The following is a 14,222-nucleotide window of genomic DNA, read 5'->3' as shown; positions in this document are numbered from 1 at the left end:
GTCACCGGACCGGTCCCGCGGTGGCGCGGTAGTGGTGCAGCGTGGTCGGGCCGCCGTGCAGCCAGAAGAACGGGTACGGCTCGGCCGACACCGCCGTCACGCCCGAGCCGAGGAACCACGGCACGATCGCGCTCGCCGTCTGGGCGAACACCACCAGCGGCCGGTCGGCGGCGACGGCCGTGCGCAGCAGCGGTTCGAAGCTGCCGTTGCCGACCGTCATGCCGGAGGCCAGCACCAGGTCGCAGTCGGCCACCGCGGCGAGCGCGTCGGTCACGATCGGCTCGCCCCACTCGGTGCGCCCGCCCTTGAGGTCGCACGGCACGTACCGCAGACCGCGTTCGCGCAGGTGGTGCAGCAGCGAGTTCACCACGCCGACGACCAGCACCCGTTGCCCCGGCAGGGCGTCCAGCAGGTCGACCACGGCCGACGCGCGGGCCATCGACTTGGTCAGCGAGTCGCCCGCGCCGATCACGACGTGCTGTGCGGCGGTGAGGTGGTGCGGGTGCGCGTGCATCAGGTACGCGTCCAGCACCGCCGTGCGGATCGCGGGGTCGGGATGGGCGAGCAGGTCTGCGGCGCTCTCGCCGACGCACTCGGTCACGGCCGCGTCGTCCGCGCCGTCGGGCTCGACCGCGCACGAGCCGACCGCGTCACCGATTCGGACGCTGACCACCGTGTTGCGGTACGCCTGGCCGCGTGAGACGTGCCGCGCGCCCTGGCGGGTGGTGAACGCGACGCTGACCCGGCAGTCGGCCGGGTCGGGCCCGATCGCACCCGCCCGCGCCAGCGCGACGAGTTCCGTGACGCCCGACAGCGGGCGACGGTCGGCCTGCGCGGTCACCGGGCACCTCCCGTGCGCCGAACCTGCGAGGCGTCGACCCGGGTTGCCCGCGCGGTCACGCGACGTTCTGCCGTGTGCCGAGCGTGCGGTGCCCCGACCCGGTCGGTTCGCGCGATCACGCGGCACCCTCCCGCGCGCCGAGCCCGCGTGGCGCCGTCCCGCGCGGTCACGCGACGTCCTCCGCGTAGCGCACGTCCAGCGCGCCGGCCACGCGCTCGGCCCTGGTGCGGGCGTCGGTGTCGGGCGAGGTCACCATGACGTGCCCGAGGTAGCTGTTGTTGCTGGTCGGCTCGCCGGCGCGGTGCCCGGCGGGCTTGACCGCCCAGTCGACCACCTCCGGGTTCGCGGCCAGGTCCTCCACGCCGTCGATCCCGGCCACCACCCCGGCGCGCGGCGGCAGCAGGAACGAGATGGCGGCACTGCGCACGCCGGTCTCCCGGGGCCGCAGGTCGGGCTGGCGGCCCACCGCGAGCTCCGCGAACACCGACGGCAGGTTCACGCCGGTGACCCGGCGGACCAGCTCGGTGATCTGGTTGCCCGCCGGGCGCGGGTTGACCTCGATCAGCCGCGGCCCGTCGGCGGTCAGCTTGACCTCGGTGTGCGCCACCGCGTGGTCCAGGCCCAACGCCTCGATCGCGCTCACGGCGGTGTCCACGGCCGCGTCCCGGTCGGCGTCGCCGAGCGCGGCGGGGAACATGTGGCCGCTCTCCACGAACCACGGCCGCCCGGCCAGGCTCTTGTCGGTCACCCCGATGACGTAGGTCGTGCCGGCCGCGGTCACCGTCTCCACGCTCACCTCGGGGCCGACGAGCAGCTCCTCCAGCAGCACGGTCGGCACCCGCTCCTGACCGCGCGCGTTGACCGGGAACGCTTCCAGCGCCAGGTACGCCTCGCGGAGCGCGGCCTCGTCGCGCACCTCGCGCACGTGCATCCCCGCGCACAGGTCGACCGGCTTGACCACCAGCGGGTACCCCAGCTCGGCGGCGGCCTTCGCGGTCGCGGCCCAGTCCTGCGTCAGCGCGAACCGGGGGCCGGGCACGCCCGCCGCCGAGGTGGTCGTGCGGGTGAGGTCCTTGCGGTAGGCGCGTTCGACGGCCCACGGGTCGGCGCCGGGCAGGCCCAGGTGCGCGGCCACGGCGGCGACCGTGGACAGGTAGTAGTCGCAGGAGGAGATCACGCCGTCGAACGCGAGCACACCGTGTAAACGCTCCACATAGGACAGCAGAGCGGGCACGTCGTTGGTCTCGGTGGTCAGCACGTTCTCCGCGGCCAGCAACGGGTGCGGGTGGGCGGGCGCGGACCGCAGGTAGTGCTGGAGGTCGCGGGTGAGGAAGGTGAACCGGTGGCCGGACTCGTGGATCGCCCGTGGCAGCAGCGAACTCATCGCGCCGACCCAGCTCTCGATCATCAACAAGTGCGCCACGCGTGCTCCTCCGAAAGGGTGGCCGGACCGGGACTGGGAGAATGGTAATCATTATCAGTCCGGGTGCGTGGCCCCCATTCGGGTGATGTGGCTCACTGGGTCGACTGGCGGCTCCTCGATGGTCGAACAGTGCGAGCGGTCGTCAGTTCTTGCGGGCGCGGTAGGCGGCGACGGCGATCCGGTTGCCGCACGCGGTGCTGCAGTAGCGGCGGGAGCGGTTGCGGGACAGGTCGAGCACCAGCCCGCCGCACGTGTCGTCCGCGCAGACCGACAGCCTGCTCAGCTCTTCGGCGCGGATCACGTCCACCATCGCCATGGCCGTCTCGACGGCGATCCGGTCGGCCAACGGCGTGCCGGGGTCGGTGGCGTGCAGGTGGTAGTCGAAACCGTCGTGCCGCACCAGCTGCGGCACGACGTGGTGCCCGGCCAGGATGTCGTTCACGAGGGCGACGGCGGTGTCGCGGTCGCTGGTCAGCAGGCGGCGCAACGGTGCGCGCAGCGCGCGGACCGCCTCCAGTTCGGTCGCGTCGTGGGTGCGCGAGCCGGTGTAGCCGTGCTCGGCGAAGAACGCGTCGAGCTGGGCCGGGTCGGTCAGCGTGTCCGGCTCCTCGGCCGAGTTCACCAAGGCGACCGCGGCGACCAGCGCCGCCGTCGTGTCATGGGTGAAAAGCATGTTGACAGATTACCGCCGCGGTCCATAGCGTCATGAGTCATGGCGACGATGACGCATGACACCGTGGTGGGTGGGCGGCTGCGGGCCGGGTTGGGCTTCGCGCTGCTGTCGGCGTCGTCGTTCGGGCTGTCCGGCCCGCTGGCCCGGGGTCTGATGGACGCGGGCTGGTCGTCGGCCGCAGCGGTGGCGGTGCGGGTGCTGCTGGCCGCCGTGGTGCTGGTGCCGATCGCGGTGGTGCAGCTGCGCGGCCGGTGGCACCTGCTGCGCCGCACCGCGCCGCTGATCACGGCGTACGGGCTGGTCGCGGTCGCGGGTTGCCAGCTGGCGTTCTTCAACGCCGTCGCGCACATGGAGGTCGGTGTCGCGCTGCTGGTCGAGTACACCGCGCCGGTGGCCGTGGTCGGCTGGCTGTGGCTGCGGCACGGCCAGCGCCCCACCCGGCTGACCGTGCTCGGCGGTGTGCTGGGCCTGGTGGGGCTGCTGCTGGTGCTCGACGTCGTGTCCGGCGCGCGGGCCAGTACGGTCGGTGTGCTGTGGGCGTTGGCCGCGATGGTGGGTGCCGCGGTGTACTTCGTGCTCAACGCGCGGGACGCGGAAGGGCTGCCGGGCACCGTGCTGGCCGCGGGCGGGTTGCTGCTGGGCGGTGTCGTGCTGGTGGTGGCGGGCGCGGTGGGGATCGTCCCGTTCGCGGTGTCGGCCGCGCCGGTCGCGTTCGACGGGTTCACCGTGGCGTGGTGGCTGCCGGTGCTCGCGCTCGGCGTGGTGACGGCCGCCCTCGCGTACGTCACCGGTATCGCGGCGACCCGGCGGCTCGGCTCGCGGCTGGCGTCGTTCGTGGCGCTGACGGAGGTCGTGCTGGCGCTCGTGTTCGCGTGGCTGCTGCTCGGCGAGGCGCCGGGCCTGGTCCAACTGGCCGGTGGCGTGTTGATCCTGGGTGGTGTGGTGGCCGTGCGGCTGGGTGAGCCGCGGGTCACGGATCCCGTTGCCAGGAAAGCACCTCGCGCCTTGCCCGGGTGACGCGGGCGGACTGGGCCGGGTGCCCGGCCAGCACGCGTTCGGCCGTCTCGAACTCGCGCAACGCCTCGGCCTCCGCCTCCTCGGACCCGAGCGAGGCCAACCCGACGCCGCGCCACAGCCGCAGCACGCCGACCACCGGCGCACCGGGCACCTCCCGCTCGATCAGGGCGAGGTGCCGGTCCAGGCACGGCAGGGCGTCGGTCGCACCGTCCCGCGACAGCACCACCTCGCACCACCGGTCGACGGCGTCGGCCGTCACGGACGCGGCGGGCGCGTGCCGCAGCAGGAGGTCGATGCTGCGGACGAGGTGCGCCTCGGCCTCGTCCGCCCGGCCGAGGTCGTCCAACGCCTGCCGCAGGTTGTGGTGGCTCACCGCCGCGGCGAGCCCGCCGGGCACGACCCGCTCGGCCAGGTCGACGGCGTCCCGGGCGGCCCGTTCGGCGGCACACCCGTCACCGCGCAGCCTGAGCGTGTGGGACAGCTCGTTGAGCGTGCCGACGACGGTCTCACCGATCCGGTCCACGGTCCGCTGGATGGCCAACGCGTCGGTGAACGCCGTGACCGCGTCGTCCAGCGCCCCCGTGTCCCTCAGCGCGCACGCGCGGCAGGCGAGCACCTTCGCGTGCAGGGCGCTGTGCGGCTCGGCTTGTTCGACCAGGTGGAGCGCGTTCGTCACCGTGTCCAGCGCGCGGTGCGGGTTGCCGAGTTCCAGGTCCGCCCGTCCGTGGCCGGCCAGTGCGTGCGCGAGGAGGGTGGCGACTTCGCGGTCACGCGGGTCCAGCCCGTCCAGCTCGTACGCGGCGACGGTGTACAGGCCGGCGGCTTCCGACCACCGGTCCGCGATCACCGCCGAGTCGGCTTCGCGCAACCGCCAGCGCGCCAGCCCGACCCGCCCGTTCCGCTCTTCCCGCCGCTTCCGGGTCACCGCACCTCCCAGCCGCCACGCGAGAACGCCGTCCTCCTCCTTGATCGTCTCCGCGTGATGCCCCGTTAGGTGGACTTGGGCTGATTCACCCGAACGGTCCAGGGTGGTCGAGGGCCATCCGGTCGTGCCCGGGTCGGCCACCCGGCGGGCTCAGAACCCGCCGCTGCGGAACTTGTCCAGCACCCGCCGTTCCCGTTTGGTGGGGCGGCCCGCGCCGCGTTCGCGACGGGCGACCGGCGCCGGCGCCTCCGTCGGCTTCGGCGGCGGCGGCGTCCGGTCGATGAAGCAGCCAACCGCGTCGGCGGCGCCAACGCGTTTCTGGATCACCCGGACAACCTCCACGATCCGGACCGTGTCACCCACCCGTGCCCGCACTTCGTCACCAGGCGTGACCGACGTGGCAGGCTTGGCCGGCTTGTCGTTGACGCGCACGTGCCCACCCCGACACGCCGCCGCCGCATCGGATCGCGTCTTGGTCAACCGGACCGCCCACAGCCAGCGGTCCACACGGGTGGACTCCACCCCTACATCATGACCTGCCGACCACCTACCGCGCCCAACCGCCCCACCACCCCGCCGCCCGGACGTGACGTCGGGGGTGGGACACCACGTGGGCGCCCACCCCAGCGTCCCCTCACCCCAGGTCGCAGAGGGCGTGGTCGATCAGGGGCGAGGTGACGTCGCCGGTCGGCTTGGGCGCGCCCGGCTTGGCCACCATCGAGTCGGTGTTGATCGACACGACCACGCTGCGCCGGCCGTCCGCCGTCACTCCGTTGCGGGTCTTGAAGCCCGGGATGTCGCCGCCGTGCGACCAGTGCCCGCCGCACGAGTTCGGGATCCACATGATCCCCAGCCCGTACTCGGCGCCGGGCCACGCCGGGTCCAGGCCGGGCGTGCGCACCGTCTTCGTCATCTCGGCGAGCTGCGCCGGCCGCAGCACCTTGCCGCCGATCAGCGCCTGGAGGAACTCGTTCGCGTCCTCGGTGGTGCTGATCATGTCACCGGCCGCCCCGCCCCACGACGGGTTGTAGCGCGTCACGTCGACCGCCCGGCCCCACCGCGGGTCCTCCGGGTCGGCTTCGAGGCCCTTCTCCGGGAACCGCTCGTACGCGGTGGCGTGCGGCCGGGGCAGGAACGGTGACGTGCCCGGCAGGGAGGTGTCGCGCAGGCCGAGCGGTTCGACGATGCGGGTGCGCACCTCGTGCTGCCAGGTGTTGCCGGTGACCCGTTCGATGATCATCCCGGCCAGGACGTAGCCGGTGTTGGAGTAGTTCCACCCCTCGCCCGGCGGGAAGTCCGGCGGCGACTGGAGGGCGAGCGCGACGAGCTGCTCCGGCCGGTAGGTTCGGAACCGGTTCTTCTCGAACTCCTCCTCCAGGAACAGCTCCGGCATCTTGCCCACGTAGTCGGTCAAGCCACTGGTGTGCTGCAACAGCTGTCGCACGGTGATCCGCGTGCCGTCGTTGCCGTTGCCCGCCACGGCACCCGGCAGCCAGCGCTCGACGCTGTCCTCAAGGGACAGGCGCCCCTCGTCGACCAGCTGCAGCACGGTGGCCGCGACGAACGTCTTGGTGTAGCTGCCGATGCGGAACTTCACCCGCCACGGCACGGGCGTCCGCCGGTCCACGTCGCCGTAACCGCTGCGGACCCGCACGGCGCCACGCGGTGTGTCCACTTCGACCAGCACGCCCGGTGCGCCCTGGTCCAACAACGCGTCCGCGTGCCGCTGGAGGGTGGTGGTGTCGGTGCGGTGCCCGGCGTGGGCCGTGCCCGCCGTGGCGAGTCCCAGCACCGCGACCATCATTGTTGCGCAGAGTCGTTTCATGTCACCGAACGGTAGGCCCGCGCCGGGTCGGCGTCGTCGCCCCACGACGGCATCCTGAGCTACCACCGTGGGGGTAGGCCGGGATCCGCCCACGGGGTGGCGACGGGTGCGCCGGTCCGCGACTACTTTGGGCTGGTGCTGGCCAAACTCAAGCCGATCCGGCTCGACCTGCTGCTCGCGGTGGTGCTGACGTCGTTGACCGTGGCGACCACGGTGAGCCAGACCGGCGGCGGGTCCGGCTGGGCGGCGTACGTGGTGGGCGCGCTCACCGTCGCGCCGATCGCGTTGCGCCAGCTCGCGCCGGTGGCCACGATGGCGGTGGTGCTGGGCGCGTTGGCGCTCTACGGCGTGGTGGAGTTCGGCGGCCTGCCCAGTGGCGGCGTCGGCGCGCTGATCGGCATGTTCACCGTGGCCACGCTGCGGTCCCGGCTCGTGGCGGCGCTCGTGTTCCTGGCCGCGGTGGCCGTGGTGGTCGTGGCGTTCCTCGGGCTGCCCGGTGTGGTCGCGTGGTCGGAGGTGGCGCAGTCGGTGCTGGTCGTGTCGGGCGCGTGGATGCTGGGCGAGGGCACGAAGCGGTGGGCGCGGCGCGCCGAGCGGCTGGCGCAGGAGGCGGCGCGGGCGACGGTGAAGACGCACGTCAAGCGGATGATGGGCAAGCTGGGCCTGTCCAGCCGCGCGCAGGCCGTCGTGGTCGCCTACGAGAGCGGCCTCATCGTGCCGACGGGGTCCGGGTAGTCACTTCGCCAGCCGCTCCAGCAACGGCACCGCCCGCGCGGGCTCGGGCAGCTCGAGCATCTCCGCACGCACGCGTGCCGCCGCCTGCCGGTACCCGGGATCCGCCAGCACCTCCGCCACCGCGGCGCGCACGTCCCCCGCGGTGGCGGTGACGGGGTGCAGGTCCCGCCCGACCCCCAGCCGCGCGCACTGCTCGGCGTTCTGCGGCTGGTCGGCGCCCAGCGGCAGCAGCACCGTCGGCAGCCCGTGCGCCAACGCGCCGATGACGCTGCCCGAACCGCCGTGCGAGATCACCAGGTCACACCGGGGCAGCACGGACTCCTGCGGCACGTACCGCTCGACGCGCACCCCGGGCCGTTGCGGGCCGAGCACGGCCGGGTCGACGTGCCGACCCACCGTGGCGATCACGTCCACCGGCAGGTCGTGCAGCCCGGCGAGCACGCGCGAGAACAGGTCGCCCGACTCCGTGTTGAAGGCCGTGCCGAGGGTGAAGTACACGGTCGTCCGGTCGGACCCACCGACCGGCCCGACCGGCGGCCGGATCGGGAAAGCCGTGTCCGGCAACGGGAACGCCGGATCGCGGAAGCTCGGCGGGAACGGCGACAGCAGCAGCCGCCGGTGCAGCATGACCAGGTCCGGATCCGGTGGCAGGCCGAGGCCGGCCCGCAGCTCGCCGATCGCCTCGCCGACCACCGCCGGCCGCACGAACGCCCCGGAAGCGATCACCTGCGCGTTCGCGTAGGGCACCCCGAGCTTCTCGGCCGCGAGCACGCTTCCGAAGTCGACTTCCTCGCACACCACCACGTCCGGCCGCCACCGCTGGAACAGCTCCAGGTACAGCGGCACCCGCTCGGCCGCGCCGCGTCGCACGAAGTTGTCCCGCAGTTCGGCGTCGTCCTGTTCCCGGTCCGGCGTGAGCAACGGCCCGAGCCGCGCGGGTTCCGGTCGGCCGGCCACGCCCACCGGCAACGCGGTGAACCCGGCCGCCTCGATCGCCTCCCGCCGTCCCGGCCCGGCCGCGACCGCGACGGTGTGACCGGCGGCCACCACCGCCGAGGCGATCGGCACCAAAGGGTGGAAATGGCCCACACCGCCGATGAAGGTGAACAACACGCGCATCGGATCAGCCTATCGATCACCCCCCGCGGCGGCCGACCACGTTTTCGGCGACAGGCCGCCGCCGGCCTGGTCCACCTGGTCGCGGCACTACCATCCGCGCCGTGGACAAAACTCGGGTCGGGTGCTGGTCGATCATCGCGCTGGTGGTGGCGCAAACGCTTGCCACGCTGTTGTCCGGCGGACTGGCCGAACTGCGGATCGTCGGCGTGGCCTTCAACGCCGCCGCCGCGTTCTCCGCCTACCTGGTGCTGCGCCGACCGGACCGCAACCGCTGGCCGCTGGTCGCCTGGACGGCCGGGTTCTTCGGCTGGCACGTGACCGGCCTGCTCACCCTGGCCGGCGTGGTGACGACCGGGCTGGACGCGGTGTTCACCGTCGGGAACGACCTGCGGCTCTCCCTGCTCTACCAGGTCGTCCTGACGACCCTGGCTGGCTTCGCCGTCCACCTCCTGCTGCCACGGCCCGACAAAGCGCGCTAGGCGTCACGCAGCCGCAGCACCAGGCCACCGACCAGCAGCGCACCCGCCGCCCACAGCCCGAGCACACCCAGTCCCGCCCACGGGCTGATCGGCAGGGCGGCGAGGTCCGTGGTCGCCTGCACCGCGAGCCCCGCCGTCATCGGGCTGATCCGCTGCAGGCGCCGGAACCAGTCCGGATCGGACACCACCGCCGCCACGATCGGGAACAAGTACAGCAGCCCGAGCACCACCCCGATGGCCGCCGCCGCGTCACGCACCACAGTGGCCACACCCACGCTCAACAGACCCACCAGAACCAGGTACAGCACCGAACCGACGGCCGCCCGCACCACCGGCCCGTCCGCCAGCGACAGCACCGCGTGCCCGTGCGCCTCGGTGAACCCGTTGCCCGGCAGGATGAGCCGCCCCGCCAGCACCGACACCAGCACCGCCACCGCGCCCGCCACCAGCACCAGCGCGCCGACCACGGCGGCCTTCGCGACCAGCACGGTGGACCGGCGCGGCAGCGCGGCGAACGTCACCCGGATCATCCCCGTGCCGTACTCGCCGCCGACCGCCAGCACGGCCAGCACCGCGACCACGGCCTGGCCGAACGCGATCCCGGTCAGGCTGATCTTCGCCGGGTCCTGCCCGCAGCCGACGCCCGAGCAGGCGACGGCGGACGACGCGACCACCCCCAGCGCCACGGTCAGCAGCACCACGGCGGCCAGGAGCCACCCCGTGCCCGGCAGGGTGCGCAGCTTCGTCCACTCCACCCGCAGCGCTTCCTTCACGCGTCCCTCCGCCGCAGCACGAAGACCGCCACGCCCAGCGCGACCGCCGCGTAACCGCACAACACCGCGAACCCACCCAACGGGCTCAACGGGAAGTAGCCGTCCGCGGGCGCGTAGCTCGCGGTGACCTGCTGGTACTCCGGCAGGCTCTGCTGCACGGCGAACGCGGCGGCGGGGGTGATCCGCAGCAGCCAGTCCGACGGCCCTGTCGGCAGCACCGACGCGATCGCCAGGATGTACGGCAGCACGATCGCCACGATCACCACCGCGACCGCGCCCGCGCTGCGCCGCAGCACCGTGCCCACGGCCAGGCTGAGCACCGCCGCGACCGAGAGCAGCGCCGCCGTGCCGACGATCACCCGCACCTCGACCGCCGTCGGCACCGGGAACAGGAAGAAGCCCTTGTCCTCCTCCACCGCCCGCACCAACGGCACCGCGACCAGAGCGGCGACCAGCCCGGTGACGAACGTGACCGCACCGATCACCGCGGACTTCGCCGCCAGCACCCGGCCACGCCGCGGGCTCGCGGTCAGGCTGGTCCGGATCAGGCCGCGCCGGTACTCCGACGTCATGAACGTCGCCGCCACCACGATGACCGCGATCAGCCCGGCGAACGCGCCCACCAGCCGTCCCTCGACCGTCTTGCCCAGCCCACCGCGCCCGGCCACGATCGGCGCGATGTCGCCCTCACCGCGCACCGTCACGCCGTCGGCGGTCACCTCCACGGCACCACCGCCACGGCCGCCGACGGTGCCGCGGGTCCACGTCCGGTCCGGCCACGAGCCCTGGAGCCCGATCCGGTCGAACTCGGCGGTCGCCATCGTCGGGTAGCTGGTGCCGCTGGTACTGGCGAACGACTCGGTGAGCACCTCGTGGTGCGGCGAGGTGGCGAACAAACCGGCGCGCACGGTCTGCGGCAGCCCGGGCAGGCGGACCGTGCCGACGAGGTGCCAGGTCCCGCCGTCGGCGGACTCGTGGCCGGTGATCGTGTCACCCGACCGGGTGAGCCGCAGCCAGCTCGGCAGCGCGTCCAGCGTGCCCGCGATGTCGCCGGTGAAGTTGTGCTGCAGCCGCACGCCGTGCCCGCCGGTCAGCGTCAACGCGGCGTAGGGCGAGCCCGGGGTGGTGCTCTCCTTGATGATGACCCCGCCCTTGGTCCACGGCTGCGTGTCCGCCACCGGCGTCCCACCGTCCGAAGAGGACACCGCGGACAGCGACGTCACCCTGGCCGTGATGCTGCCGTCGCCGGTGAACGACCGGTGCGCGAACGAGAAGGCGTCGACCACCGGCTCGCCGCCCGGTCCCCGCGTCGGCGTGCTGCCCGCGCACGGCTTGCCGTCCGGGCCGCTGCACGAGACGGTGCTCGCCGCCGCCGCGAACAACCCCATCAGCACGATCACCAGAGCCGCCGCGACCAGGCCGAACACCCAGCCGCGCACGGTGCGCAGCTTCGTCCACTCGGCCCGCAGCACGTGTCCGAACCCGTCCCGCCCGCTCATCGCGCGTCACCCGCCGCGTGGAACTCGACCGCGTCCCTGGTCAGCTCCATGTACGCCTCTTCGAGGGACGCGCGGTGCGCCGACACCTCGGAGAACGGCACCGAGCCCTCACCGAGCAACGCCACCACGCGCTCGCCGGACAGCCCGGAAACGGTGAGCGTGTCCGCCCCGGTGACCGCGACCGTCGCACCGGCGCGCGCCAGCACCGTCGTCGCCGCGGTGCGATCGCTCGTGCGCACCGTGACCCGGGCACCGGACGCGGCCTCGATCAGCTCGGTCACGCCGACGTCGGCGATGACCTTGCCCCGCCCCACGACCACCACGTGGTGGGCGGTGTCCTGCAACTCGCTCATCAGGTGGCTGGACACCAGCACGGCCCGGCCCTCGGCCGCCAGCGTCCGCAGGAAGCCGCGCACCCACCGGATGCCCTCGGGGTCCATGCCGTTGACCGGCTCGTCCAGCACCAGCACCGGCGGGTCGCCGAGCAGCGCCGCCGCGATGCCCAGCCGCTGCCGCATGCCCAACGAGTAGCCGCCCGCCTTGCGCCGGATCGCCGAGGTCAGGCCGACCCGTTCGGCGACCTCGTCCACCCGCCGCGCGCCGAGCCCCTGCGAGTGGGCCAGCCACAGCAGGTGGTTGCGGCCGGTGCGGCTCGGCTGCAACGCCGACGCGTCCAGCAGCGACCCGACCTGCCGCAGGGGGTGCCGCAGGCTCCGGTACGGCTGCCCGCCGACCAGCGCGCGGCCCTCGTCGACCGAGTCCAGGCCCAGGATCACCCGCATCGTGGTGGACTTGCCCGCGCCGTTCGGGCCGACGAACCCGGTGACCTTGCCCGGCGCGACGGTGAAGGTCATCCCGTCCAGCGCCACGGTCGGCCCGTACCGCTTGCGCAGCCCGGAGACTTCGATGGTTGCTTCCATGCCGGGGAAGGCTAGGGAGCGTGGGTGGGCGGAGTCGTCACGCGGGAGAGCAATCTCCACGCTCGCTGACGTGGGGGAGACGTGTCCCTCGCGCGAGGGATGTCGGTCTCACCGCGTGCGGTGACGCCCGTACGTGCGTCGGCGACGACAATGGTCCGCGTGAGCGATGAGGGGTGGGCACGGCGGTTGGGCGACGGGCTGCACGCGCCGGTGCTCGCCGTGGTGTCGCTGGGCGTGGCCGCGGTGGGCGAGTCGGTGGGGCGTGCCGTCGCGGGCGGTGCCGACCCGCAGCTCGTCCTCGTGCTCGGGCTGCTCGCCCTCGCGACCACCGCGCCGCCCGCGTTCCTGCGGCCGATGCCGGCGGCGGTCGCCGTGTCGGCGGCGGGGGTGTTGTCGCTCGGGCTGTTCCACGGCCTCACGGCGGCGGGGCTGGTGGCGCAGCTGCTCGTGCTGTACCGGCTGGGACGGGCGGGTGGCCAGGTCGTGGCGACCTGCCTGGCCGTGCCGTACCTCGTGCTGGCGCTCCTGCCCGGCGCGGACGCGATGACCGTGCCGGCGGCGTCGCTGGGGTTGACGGCGGCGTGGGTCGGGATCGCCCGGTGGGCGCGCGGCGAGGCGGTGGTGCACCGGGCCGCCCGGCAGGCCGTGGCCGAGAGCCTGGTCGAGCACACCGCCCGGGGCGAACGGGCCCGGATCGCGCGCGAGCTGCACGACGTCGTGGCACACCACATCTCGATGATCGCGGTGCAGGCGGAGACCGCGCGGCTGACCACGCCCGGCCTGCCCGCCGAAGGCGCGCGGCGGCTGTCGGAGATCGGCGACACCGCGCGGGCCGGGTTGACCGAGATGCGGCGGCTGCTGGGCGTGCTGCGGGAGGACGCGCCGCAGGACGTCGCCGAACGGCACCCCCAGCCCGGGTTGCGGCAGCTGACCGAACTGCTCGACCACGTGCGCGACACGTCCGGCGCGGGCGCGCGGCTCATCGTCTCCGGCGCGCCCGCCGGGCTGGACCCGGGCGTCGAGCTGGCCGCGTACCGGATCGTCCAGGAAGCACTGACCAACGCGCGGCGGCACGCGCCCGGCGCGGCGGTCGACGTGGAGCTGCACTACACCGAGGAGGCGTTGCGGTTGCGCATCAGGGACAACGGGCCCGGACCGCCCGCCGCGGCACCTGTTGGCGGGCACGGGCTGACCGGTATGCGGGAACGGGCGGCGGCCGTTGGCGGTCGGTTGCACACCGGTCCGGCGGCCGTGGGCGGGTTCGTGGTCGAGGCCAGCCTCCCGGCGAGGGCGGCCGGGTGAGCGGCGTCCGGATCGTGGTCGCCGACGACCACCAGGTGATCCGCACCGGGTACGCCGCGCTGCTCGACACGCAGCCGGACTTCACCGTCGTCGGCACCGCGTCCGACGGCGACGAGGCGGTGCGGCTGTGCCGGGAGCTGTCACCCGACGTCGTGCTCATGGACGTGCGGATGCCGGGCGTGGACGGCATCGAGGCCACGCGCCGGCTCAGCGGTCCGGAGGGGCCGCGGATCCTGATCCTCACCACGTTCGACCTGGACGAGTACGTCTACGACGCGTTGCGCGCGGGTGCGGGCGGCTTCCTGCTCAAGGACGTCACGGCGGAGCAGCTGTTCGACGCGGTGCGGGTCGTCGCGGCCGGCGAGGCGTTGCTGGCACCGACCGTCACCCGTCGCTTGATCAGCGAGTTCACCCGCCTGCGGCCCGAGCGGGACGCACCGGCGAACGCCGCCCTGGCCACCCTCACCCCGCGCGAGACGCAGGTGCTCCGGCTGGTCGCCGAGGGCCTGTCGAACCCGGAGATCGCGGCCAGGCTCGTGGTCACGGAGGAGACGGTGAAGACCCACGTGAGCCGGGTGCTGAACAAACTCGGCCTGCGCGACCGGACCCAGGCCGTGGTCGCCGCCTACGAATCGGGCCTGGTCGTCCCCCGCTTCCGAACCTAGAACCCCGCGCGTGTCCTACGTTCGGA

15 protein-coding genes are annotated in these 14,222 nt (G+C 73.7%); 5 read left to right on the top strand and 10 right to left on the bottom strand.

What is annotated here, in order from left to right; translation table 11 throughout:
* Position 1: 1 nt before the first annotated feature.
* The 3 genes from A6A25_RS16800 to A6A25_RS16790 form a co-directional block, all read right to left on the bottom strand.
* On the bottom strand, positions 2–841 hold the full coding sequence (locus tag A6A25_RS16800; protein ID WP_073891030.1) for a Rossmann-like domain-containing protein: 840 nt from the start codon (positions 839–841) through the stop codon (positions 2–4).
* A gap of 166 nt (positions 842–1,007) precedes the next feature.
* Positions 1,008–2,264: an ATP-grasp domain-containing protein gene (locus A6A25_RS16795; protein WP_073891027.1), complete on the bottom strand. Its 1,257-nt coding sequence runs from the start codon at positions 2,262–2,264 to the stop codon at positions 1,008–1,010.
* A 142-nt stretch (positions 2,265–2,406) separates the two neighbouring features.
* Positions 2,407–2,937, bottom strand: a complete 531-nt coding sequence (locus tag A6A25_RS16790) for a CGNR zinc finger domain-containing protein (RefSeq protein WP_073891024.1) — start codon at positions 2,935–2,937, stop codon at positions 2,407–2,409.
* A 39-nt stretch (positions 2,938–2,976) separates the two neighbouring features.
* On the opposite strand from A6A25_RS16790, the gene A6A25_RS16785 reads away from it, so the two are divergent.
* On the top strand, positions 2,977–3,954 hold the full coding sequence (locus A6A25_RS16785; RefSeq protein WP_073891021.1) for an EamA family transporter: 978 nt from the start codon (positions 2,977–2,979) through the stop codon (positions 3,952–3,954).
* Here A6A25_RS16785 and A6A25_RS16780 read toward each other — a convergent pair.
* The 3 genes from A6A25_RS16780 to A6A25_RS16770 form a co-directional block, all read right to left on the bottom strand.
* Positions 3,908–4,879 (bottom strand): tetratricopeptide repeat protein, encoded by a 972-nt coding sequence (locus tag A6A25_RS16780; RefSeq protein ID WP_073891018.1) that lies wholly within the window; start codon positions 4,877–4,879, stop codon positions 3,908–3,910. The two genes, A6A25_RS16785 and A6A25_RS16780, sit on opposite strands and share 47 nt — an antisense overlap.
* Before the next feature lie 150 nt (positions 4,880–5,029).
* Positions 5,030–5,401 (bottom strand): RNA-binding S4 domain-containing protein, encoded by a 372-nt coding sequence (locus A6A25_RS16775; protein ID WP_073891015.1) that lies wholly within the window; start codon positions 5,399–5,401, stop codon positions 5,030–5,032.
* Between the two features lie 112 nt (positions 5,402–5,513).
* Positions 5,514–6,704, bottom strand: coding sequence for a serine hydrolase domain-containing protein (locus A6A25_RS16770; RefSeq protein ID WP_073891012.1), 1,191 nt, complete (start codon positions 6,702–6,704; stop codon positions 5,514–5,516).
* 135 nt (positions 6,705–6,839) lie between these two features.
* Here A6A25_RS16770 and A6A25_RS45530 point away from each other — a divergent pair, with 135 nt between their 5' ends.
* On the top strand, positions 6,840–7,439 hold the full coding sequence (locus A6A25_RS45530) for a LuxR C-terminal-related transcriptional regulator (protein WP_241828758.1): 600 nt from the start codon (positions 6,840–6,842) through the stop codon (positions 7,437–7,439).
* Here the strand turns inward: A6A25_RS45530 and A6A25_RS16760 are convergent, their stop codons facing one another.
* The gene (locus tag A6A25_RS16760) at positions 7,440–8,558 is read right to left on the bottom strand and encodes a glycosyltransferase (RefSeq protein WP_073891009.1); all 1,119 of its coding nucleotides are present in this window, start codon (positions 8,556–8,558) and stop codon (positions 7,440–7,442) included.
* 101 nt (positions 8,559–8,659) lie between these two features.
* Between A6A25_RS16760 and A6A25_RS16755 the strand changes: the two genes are divergently transcribed.
* Positions 8,660–9,037: a hypothetical protein gene (locus A6A25_RS16755; RefSeq protein WP_073891006.1), complete on the top strand. Its 378-nt coding sequence runs from the start codon at positions 8,660–8,662 to the stop codon at positions 9,035–9,037.
* Here the strand turns inward: A6A25_RS16755 and A6A25_RS16750 are convergent.
* The 3 genes from A6A25_RS16750 to A6A25_RS16740 are packed head-to-tail and all read right to left on the bottom strand — an operon-like array spanning position 9,034 to position 12,229.
* Positions 9,034–9,810 (bottom strand): ABC transporter permease subunit, encoded by a 777-nt coding sequence (locus A6A25_RS16750; RefSeq protein ID WP_073891003.1) that lies wholly within the window; start codon positions 9,808–9,810, stop codon positions 9,034–9,036. The genes A6A25_RS16755 and A6A25_RS16750 overlap by 4 nt on opposite strands.
* Entirely contained in the window at positions 9,807–11,309 is a 1,503-nt protein-coding gene (locus A6A25_RS16745; protein ID WP_073891000.1) for an ABC transporter permease subunit, read from the bottom strand. The genes A6A25_RS16750 and A6A25_RS16745 overlap by 4 nt, the downstream gene beginning before the upstream one ends.
* Positions 11,306–12,229, bottom strand: a complete 924-nt coding sequence (locus A6A25_RS16740; RefSeq protein WP_073890997.1) for an ABC transporter ATP-binding protein — start codon at positions 12,227–12,229, stop codon at positions 11,306–11,308. The genes A6A25_RS16745 and A6A25_RS16740 overlap by 4 nt, the downstream gene beginning before the upstream one ends.
* Positions 12,230–12,388: 159 nt before the next feature.
* On the opposite strand from A6A25_RS16740, the gene A6A25_RS16735 reads away from it, so the two are divergent.
* A complete protein-coding gene (locus A6A25_RS16735; RefSeq protein WP_198932735.1) occupies positions 12,389–13,531 on the top strand; it encodes a sensor histidine kinase in 1,143 nt (380 codons plus the stop codon).
* Positions 13,528–14,196, top strand: coding sequence for a response regulator (locus A6A25_RS16730; protein ID WP_073890991.1), 669 nt, complete (start codon positions 13,528–13,530; stop codon positions 14,194–14,196). The genes A6A25_RS16735 and A6A25_RS16730 overlap by 4 nt, the downstream gene beginning before the upstream one ends.
* Positions 14,197–14,222 lie beyond the last annotated feature (26 nt).

The organism is Saccharothrix sp. CB00851, assembly GCF_001905065.1.
Taxonomy (GTDB): Bacteria; Actinomycetota; Actinomycetes; order Mycobacteriales; family Pseudonocardiaceae; genus Actinosynnema.
Note: the sequence above shows the minus strand (reverse complement) of the source record. Positions and strands in the feature narration are given on the sequence as shown.

What these genes read in the sequence shown, in the direction of transcription:
- A6A25_RS16745 (WP_073891000.1), bottom strand. Translation starts at nt 11,309, where the DNA reads ATGAGCGGGCGGGACGGGTTCGGACACGTGCTGCGGGCCGAGTGGACG.
- A6A25_RS16770 (WP_073891012.1), bottom strand. Translation starts at nt 6,704, where the DNA reads ATGAAACGACTCTGCGCAACAATGATGGTCGCGGTGCTGGGACTCGCC.
- A6A25_RS16790 (WP_073891024.1), bottom strand. Translation starts at nt 2,937, where the DNA reads ATGCTTTTCACCCATGACACGACGGCGGCGCTGGTCGCCGCGGTCGCC.
- A6A25_RS16785 (WP_073891021.1), top strand. Translation starts at nt 2,977, where the DNA reads ATGGCGACGATGACGCATGACACCGTGGTGGGTGGGCGGCTGCGGGCC.
- A6A25_RS16760 (WP_073891009.1), bottom strand. Translation starts at nt 8,558, where the DNA reads ATGCGCGTGTTGTTCACCTTCATCGGCGGTGTGGGCCATTTCCACCCT.
- A6A25_RS16740 (WP_073890997.1), bottom strand. Translation starts at nt 12,229, where the DNA reads ATGGAAGCAACCATCGAAGTCTCCGGGCTGCGCAAGCGGTACGGGCCG.